Source organism: Gordonia zhenghanii (assembly GCF_021738965.1).
GTDB classification, from domain to species: domain Bacteria; phylum Actinomycetota; class Actinomycetes; order Mycobacteriales; family Mycobacteriaceae; genus Gordonia; species Gordonia zhenghanii.
Window position 1 is genome coordinate 1 of record NZ_JAKKOQ010000009.1, and the last position, 25,030, is coordinate 25,030.

Sequence of the window (25,030 nt, forward strand, 5' to 3'; positions counted from 1 at the left end):
GGCTCGCGATCTCCGCGGCCGGGACACCCGCCCCGTACCACCGCACAGCCTTCTCACACTGCTCAAAACGGTCCATCTCGAAACACCCTCACTGGTGAAGGCGTTGCAACGACCACTTGAATCCACCCCGGCGGAAAGCGGGGGTCTCGACTCCGCTCGACCGGCGGAAAGCGGGGGTCTGGACTCCGCTGGACCGGCGGAAAGGGGGGGCTCGACTCCGCTCGACCAGCGGAAAAGAGGGGGTTAGTCAGTCGCGGCGATTCTTCCGTTCACGAGCCACCTCGAGGTAGTCGTCGAGCTGGCGAGAGAGCTCTTGGTCCAACGCGCGGTACAGCGTGTTGTGGGCGGCGACGCGCCCGGTTCGGCGCAGCTCGCCGAGGAAGTGAGTCGCCCAGTCGGACTCCTCGCCGACCTTCGGAATCCAACCGTCGAACCGGCCCTCGGTAATCGCGCTGCGACCGGCCGAGATCAGCGTGTGAGCTGCGCGGCGCATGTCCTCGTCGAGCTGCTCCTGAAGGTCGAGGGCATACGACAACGGCATGCCGCTCGCCATCAGACGCACGTATCCGTCGATGCTCTCGGTGTCCGTGATCGTGTACTCCTCGGGTAGCGCGTCGTCGCCGACCGGCTCGATCAGTCCCGCGTGACGCATTCGCGCCAACAGCTCCGGATCGTTCGTCCCGAGGAGTTGGTACAGTTCGTCGACGCCGATCGTCTGCGATGGAGTCCGAGACCACGGTTCGGTGACGAGTTCTCGCAGACCCAGGACCTCGGCGATGTCCTCGCCCTGCTCCATACGCTCGAAGAAATCCGCGATGTGCGTCATCGTGAAACCCCTGCTCAGCAGGTCGTTGATGATGCGGAGTCGCGATAGATGCTCGTCACCGTAGACGGCGATCCGGCCTCGACGTTCGGGCCGCGGGATCAGACCGCGATCTTGGTAGCCGCGGACGTTCCGCGTCGTCGTGCCCGCTTCACGTGCAAGATCGTCGATTCGGTACTCGGTCATTCGCATGATTCTTCCAAACCACAGGACGTGGGGCGTGAAGAACCAGGTGAGATGCCCTACATCTCGATCGTGAGCGACTCCGATGCGCACCGCGAGACGCACGGCAAGAAGTAGCCCGACTCCCGCTCGGGCTCCAGCAGGCTTCCGTCACGGTGGTCGACGACGCCGTCGCTGACCCGCACCCTGCAGGTGCCGCAGAATCCCTGTTGGCACGAATACGGAGCGTTCGGCCGCAACCGACGCAGTGCGGTCAGAGTCGACTCGTCCGCGGCGACGGTCTCGGTCTCCCCGGTCGACGCGAGCGTGATCCGGAACTCGGTTCCGTCCTCGATCGGGGGCGGGGAGAACCGCTCGTAATGCAGTTCGACGTCCACGCGATCGACCAGATGCGTGCGCAACGCTTCGAGCATCGGTGTCGGACCGCAGCAGTAGACGGCGAGGCCGCGATCGCCGACGTCGCCGACCAACTCGTCCATCGTCGGCAGACCGTGCTCGTCATCGGTGCGGATCTCTACGCGGTCGCCGTAGCGAGCGAGCTCGTCCCGGAACGGAAGGGAGTCGAGCGTTCGGCCGCTGTAGATCATCGACCAGTCGAGTCCGAAACGATCCGCCACCGCGATCATCGGGAGAATCGGCGTCACACCGATGCCCGCAGCGACGAAACGCAGGCGTCCGACCGGGGAGCCGTGTCCGGGCACCGCCAGCGGGAACGCGTTCCGTGGTCCTTTGATCTTGATGGAGTCGCCAACGGCGAGCGTGTCGTGAACCTCGATCGATCCGCCACCGCCGTTCGGAATACGGCGCACTGCGATGCGGTAGGTGCTCTGGTCGCCGGGATCACCGCACAGCGAGTACTCACGCATGCGGCCCGACGGCAGCAGCAGGTCGAGGTGAGCGCCCGATCGCCACGGCGGGAGTACTGAACGATCCGGGGCGGCGAACGTCAACGCGATGACATTCTCGTCGTGCGCGACCACGTCCCGCGCGACGATCTCCAATGTCTGGATCCCGTTCTTCTGCTGGACGTCGCGCAGCGGAGCGAGCGGAGCCCAGAACGGGAACCACACCTTGCCGATGCCGGTGAGTAGCCGCATCAGTGGATCACGACGCCACCGGCCGGTGAGGTGCGCCGGTTCGGCGGCAAGCGACGTCTCGTGTGGATGCTTGATGTGGTTCATGACTGTCATCCCGCGCGCCGAGCCCCCGGCGACGTGGCCAGGTAGGCCACGGCTTGGGCGGTGTCGCCGATCTCGGACGGATGGAACCCCGGCCTGAAGTACGTCGCCGTCGACACGACGATGCGCCCGATCTTCGGGAACATGCCGCTGCGCGACTCGGCGAAATAGTCTCTGACGTATCGCCGGTACCTGGCGCGAACAGTCATCTGCGAGAACGTCGGGTCCTGACTGTTGACATAACGGAAACCGCGCACCAGGAGGATCATCAGGAACGGGAGCGCCAAGCTCATGGCGCGGCCGCGGCGCAGCGGGCTGTCGCCGAAGTAGGCCGCCACCTCGTGTGCCACGGATCGGTGCTCGACTTCCTCGGCGCCGTGCCAGATGAACATGTCGGCCATGTTCGGGTCGGCGCCGTTCTCGGACCACGTGCAGTTCAAGGCGAAGTCGCCGAGAAAAGCGGTGTAGTGCTCGATCGCCGCGATCAGCCAGAGCCGCTCGACGAGATGCTTCTGCGCGGCCTCCGGTGTCTGTCCCTTACGTGGCCCGAGGACTCGACGGAAGATCCATTCCATCTGGGTGAGGTACCCGCTCGGATCGATGCCGCGTCCGGTCAACCATTCGTGGACCGCCTTGTCGTGGGCCTCGGCGTGCATGGCCTCCTGGCCGACGAAGCCGCGCATGTCGGTGGCGAGCTTCTCGTCCTTGACCAATGGAAGCGCTTCATTGAACGTCTGCACGAACCACCGCTCGCCTTCCGGCAGCAGCAGGTTCAAGACGGTGATCATGTTCGACGACACCGGATGGTTCGGGATCCAGTGCAGCGGACTCGCCGACAGGTCGAAATCGACGTTGCGGGCATGGAGTTCGACGTCGCCCGGATCGGTGTCGTCGCTCGTGCGTGTGCGTGTGTTCGTCATCGCGGGCTCCTATCCGGTCAGCTTCTGGCGTGCAGCGATGCGTGACGCCCACGGGATGAATCGGTACACGCGGTAGCCGAATTTGGCTTCCGGCGTCACGGGTACGACGGCCTTGTTGGACACGACGGCGGCGACGATCTCTCGTGCGACCTTGTCCGGCGTGTAGTTCCGCTTCTCGTAGAACCCGCTCACCTTGCGGCGCATGGCGTCCTGATCGTCGACACCCGCGTACTCGGTGACCGATGTGATGTTGGTGTTGACGATGCCGGGACAGATCGCGCTGACCCCGATGCGATGAGCCGAGAGCTCGGCCCGCAGGCTCTCCGAGAACATGAGCACGCCGGCCTTGCTGGCCGAATACAGCCCGAGTTCACGTGAGGGGGTGAATGCGGCCGCCGACGCCAGATTGACGATGTGGCCGCCGGTCCCCCGAGCGACCATCTGCTTGCCGAACGCTCGACTGCCGCTGATCACGCCGCGCAGGTTGATGTCGATGAGGCGGTCGATCTGGTCGTCGGTCGCGTCCAGCGCGCTGCCTCCCAGACCGATGCCTGCATTGTTGACGACGATGTCGGGGACACCGTGCTGTGCACGGACAGTCGCCGCGAATTCGTCGACCGTAGCCGTCTTCGAGACGTCCACGTCGTAGACAGCGGTCAGAACGCCCATCGCCTTGCACTCGGTCGCCGTCTCGTCGGCCGCCGCAGTGTCGATGTCTGCGAGCACCACCTCGCAGCCGAGAGCGGCCAACGCGAATGCCGTCTCGCGTCCGATCCCGCTGCCTGCGCCGGTGATGACGGCGAGCTTGCCGGTCAGCGGCTGCGGCGGACCGGAGACACGCGCACGGTCGATGGTGTTCGGGGCGCTCGACGTCCCGTTCTCGATGGAGTCGATGAACTCGATCGCCGTCGCCGCAAGGTAATCCGGGTTCGTGTACGGCAGCCAGTGACCGGTGGTCGACGACTTGCGCCACAGCTTCGCTGCGTGCGTGTACGTGCGGTCGTAGATGGCCGGGCGTAGAGCGATGTCGCGGTCGTTCACCACCTCGAGGACTGGCACTCGGGTAGGGCGGGGATTCGGCGAGGCGAGTTTGCCGCGGATGTTGGCGCGGTACAGCTTGAGGCCGGAGATCATGTCCTCGCGCAGAGTCGGCGCGAACGAGACGTTCTCACGCGGCGTGCCCTCGACCGCGTGGAGGAACTCGGTCCACAACTTCTCCGAGCCCAGAGCGCGGAAGAACGCGTCGGAGACCCCGGGGATCTGGAAGAACCCGGTGTAGGCCGACGATGCGACCTGAGAGAGTGCCTTACCGAGACTGCTCGGTGTTCCGGACGTCAGTTGGATGCGGGCCCACTCGCTGAGGAAGTCGAGGTTCGGACCGGACACCGACGTGAACGACGCGATGGCGTTCTCGGCGTCGGGCGTGGTCACTGATTCCCAGGTCTGCACGGAGCCCCAGTCGTGTGCGACGACGTGCGCGCGTCCGCCGTCGGTGACTGCGTCGATAACCGCGAACAGGTCCTGTGCCAGATCGGCCAAGCGGTACGACGACACCGAGTTCGGCCGGTCACTCTCGCCGAAACCTCTAGTGTCGTAAGCGAATACGCGGTAGTGCTCGGCCAGTTGCGGAGCTACCTGATCCCAGAGGTGGTGGGTGTCGGGCCAGCCGTGTACCAGGACCACCGTCGGGCGGTCGGTGTCCGCGGTGTCACCGTACGAGAACGTCGCGAGGCGGAATTCGCCTGCATCGACGTCGCTGCGATGCCAATCGATCATGTCGTCTCCGATCGTGCCAATGATCATTGAGACGGTACCACCGGTAACGGTCAAGCGCTAGCGCTTGCTAGCGCCTCGGAGTGTGTGTTACTGCCGGTACCACGACAGGAAGTTGCCGATCCGATCGATCGCCTCAGACAGGTCACGCCCCCACGGCAGTGTCACGATGCGGAAATGGCTCATATCGGTCAGATTGAAGCCCGATCCCTGTACCACCAGGATCTTCTCGTGAAGGAGTAGATCCTGGACGAACTTCTCGTCGTCGTGGATCTCGTGGACTTCAGGATCGAGTCTCGGGAACGCGTACAGTGCGCCCATCGGCTTCACGCAGCTCACACCCGGAATCTCGTTCAACTTGTCCCACGTGATGTTGCGCTGCTCCAGCAGGCGTCCGCCGGGTTGCACTAGGGCGTCGATGCTCTGGTAGCCGCCGAGGGCCACCTGGATCGCATGCTGTGCAGGGACGTTGGCGCACAGTCGTGTCGACGCGAGGATCCCCATGCCCTCGATGAAGCCCTTCGCGTGGTCCTTTGGTCCCGTCATCACGACCCAGCCCGCGCGGTAGCCGCACACGCGGTACGCCTTCGACAGGCCGTTGAACGTGAACGTCAACAAGTCCGGTGCCAACGACGCCACATTGATGTGCTCGGCGTCGTCGTAGAGGATCTTGTCGTAGATCTCGTCCGCCAGAATGAGCAGCGAGTTCTTGCGGGCGACCTCGACCAGACGTTCCAGCACCTCACGCGAGTAGACGGCGCCGGTCGGGTTGTTCGGATTGATGACGACGATCGCCTTGGTGCGCGCCGTGATCTTCGACTCGATGTCCTCGATACTCGGATTCCAGCCGTTGTCCTCGTCGCACTTGTAGTGGACGGGGGTTCCACCCGACAGGGAGGTCATCGCCGTCCACAACGGGTAGTCCGGTGTCGGGATGAGGACTTCGTCGCCGTTGTTGAGCAGTGCCTGCATCGTCATCGTGATCAGCTCGGACACCCCGTTGCCGAGGAGTACGTCGTCGACATCGAAGTACGGGAAGTCGGGGATGAGCTCGTAACGGGTCACCACGGCGCGGCGAGCCGACAGGACGCCTGCGGACTCGGAGTAGCCCTGGGAGAACGGCAGCGCGTGGATCATGTCGCGCAGGATGACGTCCGGAGCCTCGAACCCGAACAGGGCGGGATTGCCGATGTTCAGTTTGAGGATGCGGTGCCCCTCCGATTCGAGTCGCGCCGCCTCTGCGTGCACCGGACCTCGGATCTCATAGCAGACGTTCTGCAGTTTCTCGGACTGCTCGAGCGTGCGGAGATTCACGTTCTGATGCGACACATGGGGGCGACTCATGAGTACATTCTGTCAGCCTGACGCAGTCGATTTGAATTCGACGGGGACACTGGTAGGCGTGACCTCTACCTCGTTCACCGTCGCCTCGTTCAACGTCAACGGGATCCGTGCGTCCCGTCGTCGTGGGTTCGATGACTGGCTGGCGCACCGGGTGCCGGATGTCGTTGGCCTGCAGGAGTTGCGGTGTCCGGAGTCGGAGGTAGGGGAGTTCCCCGGCTACTCGGTGGCGACGGACGTCGGTTCGATACCGGGGCGGAACGGCGTCGGGCTGCTCACCCGGCACGAACCGGAGGCCGTCCGATCGTGGTCGGTCGCGCCGCCGAAGGCCCGCGGGCTCGGGGCGTATGCGTCGCACGGACGGTACATCGAAGTCGACCTGGCCGACCGTCCGCTCACCGTTGCCTGCCTGTATCTGCCAAAGGGTGGATTGCCCGGCCACCTGCAACGTCCTGGTGGCATGCGAGCCGAGACCGACGGCGGAGCGAAGTACGAGCGCAAAATGGCGTTCCTCGCTGGTTTCGCGCGTGAGCTCGACCGGAACCGGCTGGCGGCGGCGCGCGAGGGTCGCGAATTTCTCCTGGTGGGGGACCTGAACGTCGCACACACCCAGCACGACGTCACCAACTGGCGTCCGGCCCGCAAGATGGAAGGCTTCCTCCCGGAGGAACGCGAGTGGTTCTCGTCGCTGCTGTCACCGCGGCGCCTCGTCGACGTGGTGCGAACTCTTCACGGCGACCGTCCGGGCCCGCTCACCTGGTGGAGTTGGGCGGGACAGTCGTTCGTCAAGGACGTCGGCTGGCGGATCGATCACGAACTGGCGACCCCCGGCCTTGCCCGTCGAGCGGAGGACGTCTGGGTGGATAAGGAGTCGTCGCCGGATGTGCGCTTGTCCGACCATGCGCCGCTGATCGTGCGCTACCGAGACTGAACGGCGAACGTTTGTGCTCGACGGTGTCCTAGGGACACCTTCGAGCACAAACGTTGAGTGAATCGGAACCGGCTACCGGTGGCGTGCGTCTAACTGAGTATGGGGGAGAAGACGCTACGAGGCGTGCCGGCGTGTATTCGGGTCGCGGAACATCTCGCTGGTCACGACGGCATCATCACGGCGGCGCGGGCCTACGAGTTGGGTATGTCGGTCGGCGAAGTGAAGCACAGAGTGGCTGTGCGGCTATGGATCCCACACGCACGGGGCGTCTATTTGTCGGCCGAGCATCGGATGACGGAGATGGCGCGCCTACGGATCGCGGTGGCGACGCACGGCGGTGTGGTCGACCGGACGGCGGCGGCGTGGCTGCACGGTCTGATCAACGACCTGCCAGACGTGATCACACTCTCGGTCCCGCAGGCCGTGCACGGCACCGCTGACTGCGCGGTGACCACGGACTCCAAGCGGCGGACTTTCCCGTCTGAAGACGTCGCTGCCGTTGCGGGGATTCCGGTGACCGCGTTGCCGTTGACGATCTTGCAAGCCGCGACCGAACTGGACATAGACGCGGCTGTCTCGGTGATGGACCGTGCACTCCAGATCAAGCGGGTCACTGTGCCAGCGCTGCGAGCCAGCCTCGACCGCAATTCCGGCGCGCACGGAATGCGGTTGGCGCGCATCGTTCTCACCGCTGCCGAAGACGATTCCGAGTCCGAAGCCGAGCGGCTCTTCGTTCGTCTGCTGAAGAGGTACGGAATAACTGGTTGGGAACAACAGAAGTGGCTAGGCGGGCATCGCATCGATTTCGTGTGGCCGGAGTTGGGGATCGCCGTCGCGATCAACGGTTGGGCCTTCCATCACCAGTACGACAGGTGGGACAACGATCTGCGTACGACCAACATGCTCGTGGCGATGGGGTGGTATCCCCTCAGCTTTCCATGGAAACGGCTGCGGTTCGAAGAAGAGTCCGTGATGCGGGAACTGGTGAACGCGATTGAAACGCGACAGACCTGCCAATAGAAAAACGTTGGGACCCGACAGCGTTCCTAGGGCACTGGGTTCCTAGGACGCCGTCGAGTCCCAACGTCGGACTCGGTGCGAGTTACTTCGCGCCAGGGCGCTTCTTTCCGGCCGCGAGACCGAATCCCTTCGCCTTCGAAGCTCCGGTCTCAGCGATGGTCCGGGCGTCGGATGCGGGCGCCGACGAGGCCGGAGCCTCCGAGGCCTCTTCTTGCGCAGGTGCCTCTGCCTCGGGAGCTTCCGCTTCTGCAGGAGCCTCAGACTCCGCGGGAGCCTCGTCCTTCGGCGCTTCAGCTTCGGCCGCGGGAGCCTCCTCAGCCGGTGCCGCTGCTGCGGCTGGCTTGGGAGCGCCCGGTTTCTTGGCGCCGGGCTTCTTGATCCCGCCTGCCATGCCGAAGCCCTTGGCTTTGCCTTCGGTTCCCTCGGTGGTGACTGCTTCTGCAGTCCCAGCCCCGGCGGGAGCTTCGGCAGTGGGAGCTTCGGAGTCGGTCGACTCGGTGGAAGCTTCCGGCTCGGCGGACTCAGCGGGAGCCTCAGCTGCCGGTGCCGCTGCTGCGGCTGGCTTCGGAGCGCCCGGCTTCTTGGCGCCGGGCTTCTTCAAGCCGCCCGCCATGCCGAAGCCCTTGGCCTTGCCTTCGGTTCCCTCAGTGGTGACTGCTTCCGCAGTTCCAGCCTCGGCCGGAGCCTCAGTGGCGGGAGCCTCCGCCTCAGCGGGAGCCTCGGCAGCCGGTGCCGCTGCTGCGGCTGGCTTCGGAGCGCCCGGCTTCTTGGCGCCGGGCTTCTTCAAGCCGCCCGCCATGCCGAAGCCCTTGGCCTTGCCCTCGGTGGACTCGGTCGAAGCAGGAGCCTCGCTCGTCGCCGACGATTCGCTCGTCGCCTCCGACGTCTCCGCCGCAGGTGCAGCGGCCCCGCCTGGCTTGGGCGCTCCTCCGCCTGGCTTCGGCGCCCCACCCGGCTTCTTGAGACCGCCCGGCTTCTTCAGGCCTCCGCCCATAGCCAGCCCCTTGGCCGGTGCGGCCTCGGTGGTCTCGGCTGCCGGTGCGTCCGTTGTCGGTGCATCTGCTGCGGGAGCAGCCGCACCGCCCGGCTTGGGGGCCCCGCCCGGCTTCTTCAAGCCGCCGGGCTTCTTGAGGCCGCCGCCCTTCGGTGCCAAACCCACAGCAGGCTTGGGCTCCGTCGTCGGGGCTTGCGCGGTCTTGGTCTCAGCCGCGGCCGGAGCAGCGGCAGCCGCCTTTGCCGGTTCCGGCTCAGGAGTCGGAGCCAAGTCAGACTGGATCGGGTGCAAGAACTTGCCACCGCGCTCGACCTTTGCGCGGCCGCGCTGGACGCCCTCGAGAATCATCTGTGCGACGTCGACGACCTCGACCTTGCCCTCTTCTTCGGTGCCGCTGGTACGAGCGGTGACACCGTCGGTGAGCATGACGCGGCAGAACGGGCAGCCGGTCGCGATCTTCTTCGTCTCGCCCTCGCCGGTCGGAGCCGGAGTCAAGGTGAGAGTGTCGAGCGCTTCGTCGACGCGGTCGACGTTGATGCGCTTGCCGATCTGTTCTTCCATCCACATGCGCGCGCCGCCTGCGCCACAGCACATGGAGCGTTCTCCGTGACGCGGCATCTCAGTCAGTTCGCCGCCCGCTGCGTCCATCAGTTCACGCGGAGCGTCGTAGACCTTGTTGTGACGGCCCAGGTAGCAAGGGTCGTGGTAGGTGATCGCCTGACCGCCGACCGGGGCGACCGGCACCAGGCGCTTCTCGCGCACCAGCCGGTTGAGCAACTGCGTGTGGTGAACGACCTCGTAATCGCCGCCGACCTGCGGGTACTCGTTGCCGAGCGCGTTGAAGCAGTGCGCACAGGTGACGACGATCTTCTTGCGCTGGGTCGGTGCTGTGGCGAACAGTTCGTCGAACGTCTCGATGTTCTGCTGCGCGAGCATCTGGAACAGGAACTCGTTGCCTGCGCGGCGAGCGGAGTCGCCGGTGCAGGTCTCGCCTTCGCCGAGGACTAGGAAGTCGACGGCGGCGATGTCGAGGAGTTCCGCGACGGCCTTCGTGGTCTTCTTCGCCCGATCCTCGTACGCGCCGGCGCAGCCGACCCAGAAGAGGTACTCGTAACCTTCGAATGATTCGACGTCCTTGCCGTAGACCGGGATGTCGATGTCGATCTCGTCGATCCACGCGGTGCGCTGCGAGGAGTTCTGCCCCCACGGGTTGCCCTTGTTCTCGAGATTCTTGAACATCCCGGCCAGCTCGGTCGGGAAGTCCGACTCGATCAGCACCTGGTAACGACGCATGTCGATGAAGTGGTCGACGTGCTCGATGTCCACCGGGCACTGCTCGACGCAGGCGCCACACGTGGTGCACGACCACAGTGCTTCGGCGTCGATGACCGCTCCGAGCGGGTCTCCGCCGAGCGAGTCGCCGACCAGCTTGCGATCGGCCTCTGCGCGCGCAGACTCGGGGACCTTGGCGAGCTTGTCCTCGTCGACGTTCCCGTCCTTGTCGACGATGCCGACCTCGTTGCCTTCGGTGTCCTTGGCGCCGCCCGCGAACAGGTACGGAGCCTTGGCCTGGCCGTGGTCACGGAGCGCCATCATCATCAGCTTCGGCGACAGCGGCTTACCGGTGTTCCATGCCGGACACTGCGACTGGCAGCGACCGCACTCGGTGCACGTGGTGAAGTCGAGCCAGCCCTTCCACGAGAAGTCCTCGATCTTGCCTGCGCCGAACGCGTCGACGTCGGGGTCGGCCTCCTCCATGTCGAGGACCTTGCCCTGGCTCATCATCGGCTTCGCTGCGCCGAGGGCGACTCCGCCGTCGGTCTCACGCTTGAAGAAGATGTTCGGGAACGCTGCGAAACGGTGCCATGCGACACCCCAGTCGATGTTGAGGCCGACTACGGCGAGCCAGATCATGCCCGACATCAGCTTGATGACTGCTGCCGCGGTGACCCAGTACACGGAGCTGCCCTCGAAGAGCTGCGCGAAGTAATGAGTGAAGAACGACGTCCAGATCGGCGGGTCTTCGATGCCCGACGAGATCTTGAAGGTCTTGACGAACACCATGCCGAGGCCCTCGATGAGGACGACCAGTTCGACGAAGTACGCGGCGCCGAAGCGCGACCCGGAGAAGCGCGAGAGCCTGCCGGGACGGCGCGGGTGGTTGAGCTGGCGGATGATCATCATCGCGGAGATGCCGATCACCGTGCCGAGGCCGAGCACCTCGTCGGCGAAGATGTAGATGTTCCATGCGCCGATGACCGGCCAGTGGAACTCGGGGTCGAAGATCTGGCCGTACGCCTCGAACCAGAAGATCGCACCGATCAGGAAGCCGAACATCACCAGCCAGTGGGCCCAGCCGACGGTGCGGAACTTGACCATCCGGGTGTGTGCGACGAATTCCTTCAACATCGTCGCCAGGCGTTTACCCGGATAGGCGAAGCGTTGAGCATCGACCTTCTGGCCTTGCGCAATGGAGCGGATCATGGTGAATACGCCCCGCAAGAACAGCGCCCAACAAACCAGGCTGATCAACGCGGCGATCGATCCGATCACGATCGTGGTCGTCGTCATGAAAGTACCGGCCTTTCTTCAGGTCGTACCTGGACTCGACGTGAGCGGCCGATGCTCATGCCGAAGTCGACATTTTCTCCTGGTAACCGTAAGGCTTCGCACCCGGCGAGCGCTCCCAAGGATTACCTAACTTCGCTGGTTGCAACGGGTTCCAGGTCTGCATCGTGATGTTACTCGTGAGTAGGTAGTGGGCCAAGCTTCCTTCGACCGATCTCGGTGTGACGTCGGACAAGGTGCGGGCGGGGGGTCTCGACTCCGCTCGACCAGCGATGACGGGCTCGACCAGCGGTGACGGGGCTCGGCCAGTGACGACGGGCCGGGTCGGCGATGAACGCGCGACCAGCGATGAAGGGCTTGATCGGCGATGACGGGCGCGACCAGTGGTGACGGGTCGCGCCGGCGGTGGGCCGCGATTAGGTCAATCCTGTGCCGAAAATGTGACGTTTACGGGGATACGCGACTGTTTCGTCGTCGTCCGACTCTAATGTCCAATCCATCGCGACCACGCAGGTCGAGACCGTGCTTCCGCTCTGGCGGCCAGACAGAAAGAGTTGACATGAAGAAGTCGACAATCCGGCGAAGTGTGGTTGCCGCAGCTGCTGTCGCTGCGGTCGCCGCGGGAAGTCTCGCGCCCGCTCCGGCCGAAGCCGCTGTGTCGGTGCCCGTTCTCGCCACCTGTGCACCGGGAGAAGGACCCGTCGGCAGTGCGTTTCGCGGCGCTTCCGCCGACTGTTCCGCGGCCAGTCCATCGTTGATCGCGGCGGGTGCAGATGCACTCATCGGGTGGATAGTGCCAGACGTCGGATTCAAGCTGAGCGATCTCAACATGGCCTTGGCGATGGGGGTGCCGATTGTCAGTCCAGGCAAGGCGACGATCTCCGGCAGCGGATTCACCACCGCGGTGGGCATATCGGGGACTGGCCAGGCAGATGCTGGCGGCGTGTTGAGTGGTGCGATCGCGGTCGGGTTGCTCGGTGGCACGGGAGAGGCGGACTCGACATTCGGCGGCATCTCGCTCGCCGCCGGAGTGGGTGGGACGTCGACCGCACACGCCCTGCCTTTCGGATTCGCGACGTCAGTCGGCATCGGGTACGACACATCGGCGACAGCATTCGGCGGCTTTGCTTCCGCAGCAGGGACGTCTCCGCTCGCAGGCTCGGCGCAAACGGTATGCACCGCGCTGTACGCGACAGCTTCGGTGCGAAACGCTGACGGCAATGTGTCGTCGTGTACGAGTGTCCTGTTCATCTTCCAGCAGTCGCAGCAGGGTGACGGCCCGGTCGTCTACGCGATCAAGAATCCATTCTCGCTCGGATTCACCTCGCCGCTTGCCGGTCTCCTGTCTGTGCTCGAGGTACTCCCGCTCCCCGAGGAGGTCACGGATCTGCTCGATGTCGGGTTCATGCCGGTGTTCACTGAAGACCTCGTCCGCGTCGTGATGACCGATGGCGGGCCGACGGTCGAGTCGGACTTGTTCGGCTCGAAGGCGGACTCGGCGGCTACTGCGCCCTCGGTCCTCGCGGCGAAGAGTGCGTCGATGTCCGACGGTGTCGGATCCGGAGGCGACGTGTCGAGCAGTCGCACGACTGCGGACGTTTCGACCGGGTCGAACGGTAATGACGAGGGTTCGGGCGTCGAAGCTCCCGCCGTCGAAGCGACTGCGGATGCTCCGGCAGAGACGGAGACTGAGACTTCTGAGACGGGGCCTGCTGAGTCGGGGCCTGCTGAGACGGGGCCGACGGAGACCGAGCCTGCTGAGACCGAGTCGTCTGCGCCGGCAGCTAGCGAGAGCGCGTCGGATGGCGACGAATCGAGCGGAGCCGAAACGTCGTCGGAGGACGCCCCGGCGTCGGACGAGTCGGGGACCAGCGAAGAGGCACCGACGGCGGCGTGATGTGAGCGCCAGCTGAAGCGAGCGGAGCCGGATCCCGAGGGGTGTCCGGCTCCGCTCGTGTCGGGTGGGGGTCTCGACTCCGCTCGACCAGCAAAAAAGAGGGCTCGACCAGCAAAAAAGAGGGCTCGACCAGCAAGAACGGGGGTCTCGACTCCGCTCGACCAGCGGCGAGGGGGTCTCGACCGGCGGCGAGGGGGTCTCGACCGGCGACGGCGGGTCTAGGCCTTCGGGGGCAGCGCCTCCAGTTCGGCGAGCGTCGTCTCGAGGTGATCGAGGATGCGCTGGAGGCTGGGGAGTTCGGCGCGGGCGCCGGTGATACCGAAGTTCGCCTTGCCGGAGATAGTGGCGATCGTGATGTTGATGGCCAGACCTTCCAACGGGATCGACACCGGGTAGCAGCCATCCATGCGTGCGCCGTTCCAGTACAGCGGTTCGTCGGGCCCCGGAATGCTCGAGATCATCAAGTTGAATCCGGTCGGCGTGTACTGCACGAAGCCCGGGATCGTCGTGAACGCCAACGGCCAGATGATCGCGGCGCCCAGCGCGAGGGCCTGCAACGGTCGGAGGCCGCGGACGGCGGCCTTCGCGGCGTTCGTCGACGCTTTGATCGCGGCGACACGGGTGCCCGGGTCGGCGACGTCGGTCGCCAACCGCACCGAGATCGCGGTGATCGCGTTGCCGTCCGAATCGTTGTCGCTGTGCAACGAGACCGGCAGCACGGCGACGAGCGACTCGTCGGGCAGCGCATCCTGGTCACTCAGGTAGGTGCGCAGGGCGCCCGAGCACATCGCGACCATCACGTCGTTCAACGTCATGCCCTGCGCCTTGCCGACGGCGCGGAGTCGTTCGATCGGCCAGTCCTGGGCGGCGAAACGTCGTGCCGACCCGATCGGAACGTTCAAGATCGTGTTCGGAGCCTGCTGCATGGGCGGTACGTAGTCTTTGTCCGTCACACCGGCGATGGCGATCTTGGCGGCAGCGGGGCCCAGGCCGACCACCTGTTCGGCGATGCCGACGACCTGTGAGGCGACTCCTGTGATCGACGACAGAAGTCCCTTCGACTTTTCCTCGACCTTCTTGGGTTTCGGGGGACGCTGCATCCGTGCGTCCCACACGGCGGTCACCGACCTGTCGTCCGGGTCGGCAGACAGGCTTCGCTGCAGCAGTCGCAGAGCGGTGACGCCGTCGACGACGGAGTGGTGGAACTTCGTGTAGACGGCGATGCGGCCGTCCGCCAGGCCCTCGATGATGTGCGCTTCCCACATCGGGCGGCGTCGGTCGAGAAGGTTCCCGTGGTTGAGCGACACGTACTGCAGCAGATCGCGAACCGCACCCGGCCGGGGAAGGATCGCGCGCCGGAGGTGATAGTCGAAGTCGATCTCGTCGTCGTACGACCACGCGGTGTATCCGGCGACCTGCGCGGGAGTAGCAGGCCGCTTCAAGAACATCGGTGCGACATCGCCGCTCGGGATCCGCAGTCTCTCGGCCATCTCCTCGGCGAGATCGTCGGACGACTGGTCCTCGCGCGGCACGAACAGTTGGAGTCCGCCGACATGCATCGGCTGCTCACGGGTCTCCGCAATCAGGAACATCGAATCCGTGACCGGCATGTACTGCATGGCACCGCACTCCTCCCAGTTGTGTGCGCTCCTCCGCGCACGAATGGCTCAATTGTGACACGTCGCACAACGCCGGATGATCGCGCCCTACCTCGTCGGATTCCGCAGCGTGGACGGCGCGCACTACCGTGTACGGGTGTTCACTCGACGACGTCTCGTACGGCTCCTTCTGCTGTCAGTTCTCGCGGTGGAAGTCCTCGTCGCGGTCACGTCGTCGTGGGTCGCCGTCGCATCGCGCGGTCGTGTGGTCGAGCCGGGAGACATCACGGAGGACGCGCCCCGCACCGTGATCGTCCTCGGTGCGAAAGCCGACGACGGGCAGCCCGGGGACTACCTCCGCGCACGTCTCGACGTGGTCGTCGACCTGTATCGGGCGCAGCGCGTGGACACGATCCTCGTCTCGGGCAACGACGAAGACGACGCCGGAAACGAGGTTCGGGTGATGCGTGCCTATCTGGAGGCTCGAGGTGTGCCGTCGCGTGTGATCGTCGACGACGGGATCGGACTCAACACGGCAGCCACGTGCAGACGCGCCGCCGACCTGTTCGGGATCCGTTCGGCATTGATCGTGACGCAGAACTTCCACGCCGGGCGGGCCGTTCTCCTGTGCGAGGCCTACGGGATCGACGCGACCGGCGTGATCGCGCCGTGCGGGCACTGTTCGACGCTCAGCATGGTCCGCAATCACCTGCGCGAATCGCTCGCGTCGCGGCCGCGTGCCGTCTGGGACTCCGTCCGCGCGCGGAGATGACGGCAAGCACCTGACGACGAAACAGGTCATTCAGCCGAATTGCCGCCCTGCGCTGTCGGATTAGCGTGGTTGCATGGTGAGGACCGGAACACCCGGGTTGGACGTGGCCGGACTTGCGGTGACTGCCGCCGCAGGCGGTCATTGGGCGGTCCCGACGCACGCGGCCCTCGCCTCATTGCACGATGCCCGATTCCCGCCCACCGCGGTCACGGCCGTCTTTCATATGGGGCACGACATCATCGGACCGATGTCGGGGGCTGTCCGTGACGTCATCGGAGCGACTCGCTGCACACGCACGTTCGACGTCGACGTCGGCGCGATGGGCTTGGTCGCTGCGCTGGCGGTTGGCGCATCACTCGTCGACGACGGAGCGGTGTTGATCACCGTCTGCGAACCCGGCGGCGGAGCCGCATCGATCGTGTTGGCCGGGGGATCGTCGTCGCGCGCTGCGACGTTCGAGTTCGATCAGGCGCGCGGCGACGAGACCGGGCCGTACGTGCTGCGGTCGGCGTCCCCGGTCCGTGGGCTCCTCGACTGTCGCGCGGCCGGACGATACGACGTGGTGCTCGTGGCGGCTGACGGCGCGTCGCCGACCGCCTCCGTGCGGTGCCGCCTGCAGAGTCGCCACTGACCCGATCCGGTTGCGAGTAGTCCTCGAACACTGCGCTATTTGAACATCGGCGGCTGCGGCGGCCACCACTCGGTCGCCTTGCCGATGTCGGCGTCCAGATACGGGATCAGGCTGCGGATGAACGCAGTCGTCAGGTGATGGGAGTCGTGCCAGACCAAGATGTTGCCGACCACCGCGGGGCAGTAGCCGTCTCGGCAGAATGCGTCGCTGTAGTCGAGGAACGTCATGTTCGGGAAGTCTCCTGCGATCGCGTCGATCGGGCTGACTTCCGACAGGGCCCGCTCGCGGGAGACGCCGCACACCTCTGGATTCTTGCCCGCGGCGATGCAGTCGCGCGGGATCATCGGTCCGTGCGTCCACGGTGTGTCGCGCACAGCGATCACCTTCTGGCCGCGATCGCGGAACAGTGCGAAGTAGTCGAGATACCCCTTGGGCACCACGTCGCCCTTGCCGTCGTCGACAGGCCGTGACGCGGTCGTGAAGATCACGTCGGGCTTGTCGTCGTCGAGCTTGTCGGCGACCCGCTCGGCCCAGTCGTTGCACTCGGTGAGTAGTTCGCCGTTGTATTCGACCGCAGCTTCGGTGCTCATCGCGCACCCGGCCTTCATATACGTGGTGACTCGAAATCCGCGCTTCTTGCCGATGACGTCGAGTGCCGTCATCCAATGCTCGGAGTGCGAGCCGCCGACGACGGCCATCGTGCGGGTCGCGGTCGGGTCTCCGTACACGCCGACCCGGATGGACGGATCGCCGAAGTTGGAGAAGTGCGGTCGGTGGTTGAGCGGCCAGTCGCGCTCCGCGGCCTCGGGAGACGGCACCGCTTCGATGGCCGGCGTCGGGAAGTCGCTGAGGAAGGCGCGCGCGCCCGGGTAGTCGCGCGTGTCGAGGTTCGTGGTGTCGACGTACCGATGGTCAGCGCGGTACTGCCAATAGCCAGCGCTGCCCAGGGAGAACAGCGTCGCGACGACGAGGCCGACGGCAAGAATCCTGCGGTATCGAGGGGTGAATCCCGTGCCGCGCCCGGCGCGCAGCGGAGCCTCGACGAACTTGGTGGTGAGCCACGCGACGATCACCGACACGACGAGGATCATGGTGCCTTCCAAGAACGACACGTCGTCCTTGAAACGCCAGCTCATGTAGAAGATGAGGAACGGCCAATGCCACAGGTACAAGGCGTAGGCGATGGAGCCGAGCCACACGATCCACGGGTGGGCGAGGACGCGGCCGCCTGCCGAGAGGTCGTTGCCCGGCACCTCGCGCCGCGCGCTCGCCGACGAACCGAGCCAGATCAGCAGGAGCGTCGAACCGGCCGGGACGAGAGCCAGCAACGCCGGATACTGCTCGACGCCCGCGATCCAGATGCCCGACGTAGCGATGAGTAGAACGGCGACTGCGGTGAGCGCCGTCCGCAACCAGTCGGGGAGGCGGATGCGGGGCATCCAGATGGCGAGGACGCCGCCGGTGATCGGCTCCCACACTCGGGCGATCGTGTCGTAGTAGTTGAACGGCTGGTTTATCCCGTGGCGGTAGTTCGCCCACGCGAACGACACCAGTGCGACGACGGCCAGGCTGCCACCGACGACGCCGGTGATGACGCGTGGGCGACCCAATGCAGGCCAGAACCGTGCGCCGAGTTTCAGAAGCCCGCCGAGGGCGAGCGCGCTGATGATCGTGATGAAGAAGAACTGGCCCTGCATCGCCATCGACCACAGGTGTTGCAGCGGGCTGACCGCGGAGTCGGCGGCACCGTAGTCCTGCGACGCTAATGCCAGGTGATAGTTCTGGTAGTAGAACGCGGAGGCGACGATTTCCTTGCCGAGCGGAGCCCACCGGGTCGACGGCATCAACCACCAGGTCAAAGCCGCGATCACGGCGAGCAACAGGAACAGCGCCGGGATCAGTCGACGGAGCATCCGCGACAGTCTCGGCCACGGGTTGATCGCCACCGACCAACTCTGGTCTGCCGGGTTGGTTCGGATGACGTGCTTGAGCAGCGACGCGACGAAGAAGTAGCCGGACAGCGTGAGGAAGACGTCGACGCCGCCGGATACGCGCCCGAACCACACGTGGAAGATCGCGACGAGGAAGATCGCGATCCCGCGCAGCCCGTCGAGGTCGAGACGATATCCCGAATTGGTGCCGGCGGCCGCGTCCTCGTTCGGTGTCGAGTGCGACTGAGGCCCGTTGATCGCTCCGGCTTTCGTCACAGCGGGGATGGTACGTGGGAGGGCGTGCACTTTTCCATTTCGACGCGATGCGTGCAGTCGTCCGTTCGAGGGTAAGGACCGGTAAAGGGCAGCTCGGTGCTACGGGCCGCACGGGTGGGCACAGGAGACATGAGACGGCAGTCATAGCGGTGGTCGAGGCATTCACTCCATTCGGACGACTGACGAGCAGGTCAGCAGAATTCAATCCCGAACTACGCAAACCAGCCGGTCGGCGAGAGCGACTATGCACCGCCGGCCGACGATTACACGGGGTTCTCGATCGGTGCCGTCGCGACGCTCGTCGGCGCGGTCCTGGTGCTGATCAGCTAACCGATGGTCTGGTTCGTCGCGAAGCTCGACGACGGCGCGACGATCTCGGGTCTCGGCACCACCACCTCCACTCCGAACTTCGAAGTCACCGTCCAGACCGGCCGCCTGCACTGGGTCGCCGGGATCGCGATGATCGTGCTCGTCGGATTCGGCGTCGCCCGGCTTCTCGGGAAGTTCGGTGAGAACGTCAAGCGCGTGCCGGTGGTCCTGGGCGTCATCGGCCTGCTCAGCGCGGGAATCAGCACGTTGAGCGTCAGCGACGACTTCTCGATCGGTGCCGGTCTGTACCTGGCGCTTGTCGGCTCGATCATCGCGTTGGTCGGCGCCATCGTCATGGCACTGCTTAAGAAGTAGTCGAGACTGAAGAACCTCAGCACGACGAAGCGGGCCCGCCCTTGAATGGGGCGGGCCCGCTACGTCGTGCAGGGTCGGGAGGTCAGGCCGCGGGACGGGCCTGGGGCGTGGTCTCCGACGGCTCGGCCTCGCCCAGCTTCTGCGCGTACGAGACACCGAGGGCCAACAGGATGAGTCCGACGACGATGAACGCGATCACCCGGAAGATCCCGTCGAGTGCGGCGAGGTCGAACAGGAAGAGTTTTGCAATCGCGGCCGCCATGACGGCCAGCCCCGCGGTGAGGACGACGGCGCGGTCGGCGCCGGCCAGGCGTCGGGCCCAGAGAAGAGCGGCGGCTGCCGCAATGCCCCACGTGATCGTGGCAGCGGCGTGGCCTGCGCGGAACGCGGTGTCGGCGTCCGATGTAGTCAGATGCGCGGAAGCCAAAGCGACGGTGGTGATCAGCCACAATCCGACGGCGCTGCCTGCGACGGTGAGCTGGTGGGCCGATTCCGGGTAGAGGTCGGCCCACGACCAGGTGACGAGAGCGGTGGCCGCGAGACCCATCAGTCCGCCGACGAGCAGCGAAGCGTGGGTGCCGTCGTCGGCTTGGAGATGGGCGGAGAACAGCTGGTGCAGGGCTCCGCTCCCGGTGAGGGCGAGGACGCCGATCCCGCTGAACGCGGTGCCTGCGACTCGGACGACAAGGGCGAGGTCGCCTGCGAACGGAGCAGCGACGGCGAGGAGGAGCCCGATGGTCATGATCGCGGACGGGCGGTAGTCGGCGTCGAGGACGTACCCGGCGGTGACCAGCAGGTGCACGATCGCGGTGGCCAACCACATGACGCGAGCATCACGGGTGACGAAGCGGGTCGTCGAGAACGCGGCCACCAGGTACATCGCCGAACCTGCGGCGAGGACGGCGAACGCTGCGGCGCCGAGTGAGCCGGCCGCGAACAGCAGCGGGGCGGCGGCGAATCCGGAAGTCAGGGCGACGACCTCGGGGTGGTTCGCACTGCGGACCAACAGGAGCGACGAGCCGATCGCGATCGCGATCGCGGTGAGTGCGAAACCGTTGGCGAGCCATGGCTGATCGGAGATCTGCGTGAAGATCAGCGACGGGAACATCACCGCTGCCGTGTTGACGACGAAGACTGCGAGCCAGCTGCGTCCGACCTGTATCCACAGGGAGGCTGCGGCGTAGACGAGTAGGAATCCGATGAGGGCTTCGTCGACGCCGCGCGTGACGACAGGGGAGAGGACGAGCATCGGGATCGACACCATCAACGTCAGAGTCTGACTGTTCCAACGATGTGCGACGCCGAGGCCGACGCCTGCGATCAGGCCTGCGACGGCGAGGGCGGCGATCTCGGGCAGCCATCCGTAGATGGTGCTCATCGCGAGGACGTCGAATAGGAGGCCCGCGATGCCGGTGGCTACGAGCGCGACGGCTCCGGGGCGTCGCTCCGGGATTCGACCTGTCCAGACTCCGAGTCCGGCGAGGACGGCGGCGAGGATGCCGCCGCCCGCGACTCGGATCTCGGGGCGGAGGAGTCCGGCCTGTGCGGCGAGGACGAGGAGCATGACGATGCCGGAGAGGGTGATCGCGACTCCGACCCCGGCGAGGATCTTTCCGATGAGGCCGCTCTCCGCGGCCTTCGCGACACGTTGGCCGAGAGTCGGTGACGGTCGGCGGGGCGGCTGTGGGTAGGTGGGGAACGGTGCGTAGCCGTGCGACTGGTATTGCACGAACGGCTGTGCCGTGAAGTGGCCGGTCGGTGGGATCGGCAGAGTGAGTCGGTCGATGGGCGTCGGGCCAGTGGGGGTCGGGCCGGTGGGGGTGCCCGCGGGCGGCTGGTTCTGCGGTGTCTCGTTCATGCTTTCCACTCTCGACCTGCGGAGATGGGAAAACATGCGTGGAACTACCTACTACGCATGGTCACTTTCTCGCCCCGCACTCGAGGACTCTCACTCCGCGTCCAACCCGTGCTCGATCGCGTAGCGGGCCAACTCCACGCGATTACCGAGCTGCAGTTTCCGCAGCGACGAGCCGACGTGGTTCTCGACGGTGCGTGGACTGATCTCGAGGCGAGTCGCGATCTGGCGCGACGACAGCCCCTTCGCGACGTAGCGCAGGACTTCGGTCTCCCGGCCGGTGAGGACCGGGGCGTCGGTCTCCGGCGTCTGCGACATGCGTCGGTACTCGCCGAGGACGAGTCCGGCGAGGCCCGGCGTGAACACGGTCTGTCCGTCACCGGTCGCGCGAACAGCCGCGATCAGCTCGGACTGTTGGGCGCTCTTCACCAGGTATCCCGTCGCGCCGGCCTTGATGGCGTCGAGCACGTCGTCGCGCTCGTCCGATGCCGACAGGATCAGCACGCGCGCGCCGGGGTGGGCGGTGAGGACGCCTGCGGTCGCCTGCGCTCCGGAGCCGTCGGGGAGGTTCATGTCCATGAGCACCACATCGGGTCGGACGGCGCGGGCGCGGGCTGTCGCCGATGCGACGCTGTCGGCGGTGGCTACGACGTCGAAACCATTGTCGGTGAGGTCGCGGGCCACGCCGTCGCGCCACATCGGATGGTCGTCGACGACCATGATCGTCAGATCGTTCACGGCGTGCCCTTCCGGCGGCGGGGTGCGGACAATTCCCATTCTGTCCCGGCACCCGGTGCGGACTCGAGGCGCGCGGTGCCGCCGAGACTCTCGACGCGGCCGATGATGGATGCGGAGATCCCCAGGCGACCTTCGGCTTCGGCGGCAGCGAGCCGGCCGTCTTCGATGCCGACGCCGTCGTCGCGGACGGAGACGACGACGTAGTCGTCGAGGTCTTCGAGGAGGATATACGCCTGCGCGTCGGGGCCGGCGTGGTTGACGACGTTGTCGAGGACGTTGTCGACGACAGCGAGCAGTTCGTCCGCGATATGAGCGTCGACGGTCACCGGGTCGGCGGGCGCGCTCACCTGAGCGCGGTGGGCGATGGCCGATCGAAGTACCGCGGCAAGGTCTCGTGATGTCGGGGCCAGCGTGGGGGACGGGTCAGCGGCGTCGGCGATCAGGGCTCGGAGACGGCGTTCCTGCTCGGCGGAGAGTCGAGCGAGTTCGGCTGTCTCGCCGCCGATCTCGCGTCCTCGCTTGGCGATCAGCGCCAGCACTTGGAGGACGCCGTCGTGCACTTCGCGGGAGAGTCGCTCGCGTTCGGCCGACCGTGCGGCCACACCGATCGCCTCGACCAACTCCTGGTGGACGGTCCGGGCACGTGTCGCAGCCATGCCGACGGCTGCTGCCGCCGAGACGAGCAGGATCGTCGTCGCGTTGCGACCGAAATTCACGTCGATATGGCCTTTGACGTAATAGTTCGCGCCCGCGACCACGAGTGCTGCGGCCGCGCCCCACAGGGTGCCGCCGATGATGGCTGCCGACAACGCGGCGTTCGTCATCCACAACGTGGTCGGCCAGGTCTGGTTGTGCGACGCCCAATCGGTGTCGGTGACCAGCGACGTTGACAACATCATCCCGGCGGAGACGAGTACCTCGACGGCGACGAACCAGGGGCGTCGGCCGAATCCGACGAGGTAGCCGACGGTCCACCAGATGTTGGCGGCCGTCAGGACGGCGAACAACACCCAGGTGACGCGGGGGTGAGTGAGGTCGTCGTTGATCGCGATCTGGAATCCGAGCGCGTACACGAACGAGAGGAGCCGGAAGATCTGGGCCGCGCGCCAGAGTGGGCCCGCGGGGTCGCGATCGTGGATGTCGTGGCGCCGTTGAGCGAGCGAACGTACACGTCTGTCAACGCTCTGCATGGTGTGACGGTATCGTTCAGGTGCTCCTATAGTGGGTCAATGGCATGACGCGGTGCCCGGGCGCAATGCGACCGGCGAGCCCGGAAATCAGGTCGCCGGTCGGCACTCCGTAACGAGTCGGCTACATCAACAGCGTTGCGACCACCGTCGCGATCACGAGTCCTGTCATTACCGGAAGAAAGCATTTCCGGGCCAAGCTCAGCACCGGGACCCGCGCGAACCCCGCTACCGCGACCAGCGACGACCATGCGACGAGGGTGCCGCCCCCGGACCAGATATTGCCCATCTGGCCGATAGCGGCCAGCGTGGCCGGATCCATGCCGGAGCTGTTCGAGAGGGCAGCGGCGAGTGAGCCCGTCAACGGTAGACCGCTGAAGCCGGACCCCTCCAGGCCTGCGATGAGGCCGACGAGAAGGACCCCGAACGATGTGACGATCGGGATATTCGGAAGGTGGGCCTGGGCGGAGGTCACCAGGTCGAAGAGAAATGCCGGGGCTGGAGATCCGTCCGAGAGGCCCAATATGTCCGCAGCGAAATCCGCTCCGCCAATGAGGAAGAATCCCGCGATCGGCAACACAATGCCCATTGCCTTGAACGCGAACACGAGGCCGTCGACGAGATGTTCTGCCGTGGTCTCCATGAATTTCGTCGGCTCGTGTGCTGCGCACACGGTGAACAACAGCAGAGCTGCGATCCCGCCGACCATCGCGGCGGCGTCCTCGCCGTCCAACGCCGGCACGACCCCCAGTTTTCCGAGGGCAAGATACGCAATGAACACGACATAGACTAATGGCACGAGCACGGCGAAGAAGACTGCCTTGCGAGTCCGCGACTCGGGTGGGTTCGCAAATTCGGTCGACGCTCCGGGATCGGAAGAGGCCGTGGGGGGATCGATAACCGCGGTGCTTGCTGATCCGGCGGAACTGGGCGACGAACCGCTGCCGCCTGCGCCCGCCACGCGGGCCGCAGATCGTGGCGACGATGTGAGTCGCCGCGAGCGACTGACCGTGCCGGCGTCGATCTCGTCGCTCGAGGTGTCGTGTTCGTTGAGCGGTGGCGTGGTCGTTGCGAGTAGACCGCTTTCGGCCGTCTCCTCCCATTCGGTCAGAAGTGCGGCCGACGGCACCTTCCATCCTCGTCGTTGTGTCAGCCAGGTGATCAGCATGGCCACCGCGCCCACGATCAACGACAGGGGAAGTGCCTTATCGGCCACTGAGTCGGGACTGATTCCTGCGGCCTTCGCGGAGATGCCTGGAGCGACCTTCATGATGTAGTCCGAAGATAGGGCCATTCCCTGTCCAGCAATTGCTATCACCATTCCAGTCGACATAGGCGATAGCCCGGCTCGGATCGCAACTGGAATGAGCACCGCGCCGACCAGCGGCACAGCCGGGGTCGGCCAGAAGAACAAGGAGATCACGTAGGTCACTATCGCGAGGACGACGAAGCTGCTGATCGCGCTCCGCATCACTTTCCGGAACGGCGCGATCATCAGTCGGTCGGCGCCTGCCTGACGTAGACCGCCGAGCATCGCGGTAACGAGCGCGATTATCAAGAAGATATTGAACAGTTCTTTGGCGGCCACCAGGCTTGCGTTGAAGATCGAGGCGAGTGCCGTCACGATGCTGTTCGAGAATACGAGGGCCGTCAGAAACGTTGCTACGACCGCCGGAACGACGATGTTTCGGCGCATGACCATTGTTGCGATGATGACGACGACACCGGCG

Annotated in this window: 18 protein-coding genes; 6 read left to right on the forward strand and 12 right to left on the reverse strand. The window is 65.6% G+C overall.

All coding sequences use genetic code 11. The features are described 5' to 3' along the window. Nucleotides 1–247: 247 nt before the first annotated feature. The 5 genes from L5G32_RS11820 to L5G32_RS11840 form a co-directional block, all read right to left on the reverse strand. Nucleotides 248–1,009: a MerR family transcriptional regulator gene (locus tag L5G32_RS11820; protein ID WP_237011256.1), complete on the reverse strand. Its 762-nt coding sequence runs from the start codon at nt 1,007–1,009 to the stop codon at nt 248–250. A 56-nt stretch (nt 1,010–1,065) separates the two neighbouring features. Then, nucleotides 1,066–2,187, reverse strand: coding sequence for a PDR/VanB family oxidoreductase (locus L5G32_RS11825; RefSeq protein WP_237011290.1), 1,122 nt, complete (start codon nt 2,185–2,187; stop codon nt 1,066–1,068). A 5-nt stretch (nt 2,188–2,192) separates the two neighbouring features. Then, entirely contained in the window at nt 2,193–3,104 is a 912-nt protein-coding gene (locus L5G32_RS11830; protein WP_237011257.1) for a metal-dependent hydrolase, read from the reverse strand. 9 nt (nt 3,105–3,113) lie between these two features. Beyond that, entirely contained in the window at nt 3,114–4,880 is a 1,767-nt protein-coding gene (locus L5G32_RS11835; RefSeq protein WP_237011291.1) for an SDR family oxidoreductase, read from the reverse strand. An 87-nt stretch (nt 4,881–4,967) separates the two neighbouring features. Beyond that, a complete protein-coding gene (locus tag L5G32_RS11840) occupies nt 4,968–6,221 on the reverse strand; it encodes a pyridoxal phosphate-dependent aminotransferase (RefSeq protein WP_237011258.1) in 1,254 nt (417 codons plus the stop codon). A gap of 58 nt (nt 6,222–6,279) precedes the next feature. Here L5G32_RS11840 and L5G32_RS11845 point away from each other — a divergent pair, with 58 nt between their 5' ends. Together L5G32_RS11845 and L5G32_RS11850 are read left to right on the forward strand one after the other, a co-directional pair. Continuing rightward, nucleotides 6,280–7,149, forward strand: a complete 870-nt coding sequence (locus L5G32_RS11845; RefSeq protein ID WP_237011259.1) for an exodeoxyribonuclease III — start codon at nt 6,280–6,282, stop codon at nt 7,147–7,149. Between the two features lie 123 nt (nt 7,150–7,272). Then, the gene (locus tag L5G32_RS11850; RefSeq protein ID WP_237011260.1) at nt 7,273–8,169 is read left to right on the forward strand and encodes an endonuclease domain-containing protein; all 897 of its coding nucleotides are present in this window, start codon (nt 7,273–7,275) and stop codon (nt 8,167–8,169) included. Between the two features lie 82 nt (nt 8,170–8,251). Here L5G32_RS11850 and L5G32_RS11855 read toward each other — a convergent pair whose 3' ends face one another. Continuing rightward, entirely contained in the window at nt 8,252–11,734 is a 3,483-nt protein-coding gene (locus L5G32_RS11855) for a (Fe-S)-binding protein (RefSeq protein WP_237011261.1), read from the reverse strand. A gap of 556 nt (nt 11,735–12,290) precedes the next feature. On the opposite strand from L5G32_RS11855, the gene L5G32_RS11860 reads away from it, so the two are divergent. After that, the gene (locus tag L5G32_RS11860; protein ID WP_237011262.1) at nt 12,291–13,628 is read left to right on the forward strand and encodes an ICP22 family protein; all 1,338 of its coding nucleotides are present in this window, start codon (nt 12,291–12,293) and stop codon (nt 13,626–13,628) included. Between the two features lie 218 nt (nt 13,629–13,846). Here L5G32_RS11860 and L5G32_RS11865 read toward each other — a convergent pair whose 3' ends face one another. After that, nucleotides 13,847–15,247, reverse strand: a complete 1,401-nt coding sequence (locus tag L5G32_RS11865; RefSeq protein WP_237011263.1) for a WS/DGAT/MGAT family O-acyltransferase — start codon at nt 15,245–15,247, stop codon at nt 13,847–13,849. A gap of 76 nt (nt 15,248–15,323) precedes the next feature. Between L5G32_RS11865 and L5G32_RS11870 the strand changes: the two genes are divergently transcribed. Together L5G32_RS11870 and L5G32_RS11875 are read left to right on the forward strand one after the other, a co-directional pair. Beyond that, nucleotides 15,324–15,998, forward strand: a complete 675-nt coding sequence (locus L5G32_RS11870; protein WP_237011264.1) for a SanA/YdcF family protein — start codon at nt 15,324–15,326, stop codon at nt 15,996–15,998. Between the two features lie 73 nt (nt 15,999–16,071). Then, a complete protein-coding gene (locus L5G32_RS11875) occupies nt 16,072–16,629 on the forward strand; it encodes a hypothetical protein (RefSeq protein ID WP_237011265.1) in 558 nt (185 codons plus the stop codon). Between the two features lie 35 nt (nt 16,630–16,664). Here the strand turns inward: L5G32_RS11875 and L5G32_RS11880 are convergent, their stop codons facing one another. Then, entirely contained in the window at nt 16,665–18,836 is a 2,172-nt protein-coding gene (locus L5G32_RS11880) for an acyltransferase family protein (protein ID WP_237011266.1), read from the reverse strand. 333 nt (nt 18,837–19,169) lie between these two features. Here L5G32_RS11880 and L5G32_RS11885 point away from each other — a divergent pair, with 333 nt between their 5' ends. Then, nucleotides 19,170–19,520: a hypothetical protein gene (locus L5G32_RS11885; RefSeq protein ID WP_237011267.1), complete on the forward strand. Its 351-nt coding sequence runs from the start codon at nt 19,170–19,172 to the stop codon at nt 19,518–19,520. A gap of 82 nt (nt 19,521–19,602) precedes the next feature. On the opposite strand, the gene L5G32_RS11890 is transcribed toward L5G32_RS11885, so the two are convergent. From L5G32_RS11890 to L5G32_RS11905, 4 genes are all read right to left on the reverse strand, one after another. Continuing rightward, nucleotides 19,603–21,378, reverse strand: a complete 1,776-nt coding sequence (locus tag L5G32_RS11890; protein WP_237011268.1) for a DUF2339 domain-containing protein — start codon at nt 21,376–21,378, stop codon at nt 19,603–19,605. A 90-nt stretch (nt 21,379–21,468) separates the two neighbouring features. Continuing rightward, entirely contained in the window at nt 21,469–22,152 is a 684-nt protein-coding gene (locus tag L5G32_RS11895) for a response regulator (protein WP_237011269.1), read from the reverse strand. After that, nucleotides 22,110–23,303 (reverse strand): MacS family sensor histidine kinase, encoded by a 1,194-nt coding sequence (macS, locus tag L5G32_RS11900; RefSeq protein ID WP_237011270.1) that lies wholly within the window; start codon nt 23,301–23,303, stop codon nt 22,110–22,112. Before macS ends, L5G32_RS11895 begins: the two co-directional genes overlap by 43 nt. A 121-nt stretch (nt 23,304–23,424) precedes the next feature. Further along, nucleotides 23,425–25,002: a hypothetical protein gene (locus tag L5G32_RS11905; protein WP_443669359.1), complete on the reverse strand. Its 1,578-nt coding sequence runs from the start codon at nt 25,000–25,002 to the stop codon at nt 23,425–23,427. Between the last annotated feature and the right edge of the window lie 28 nt (nt 25,003–25,030).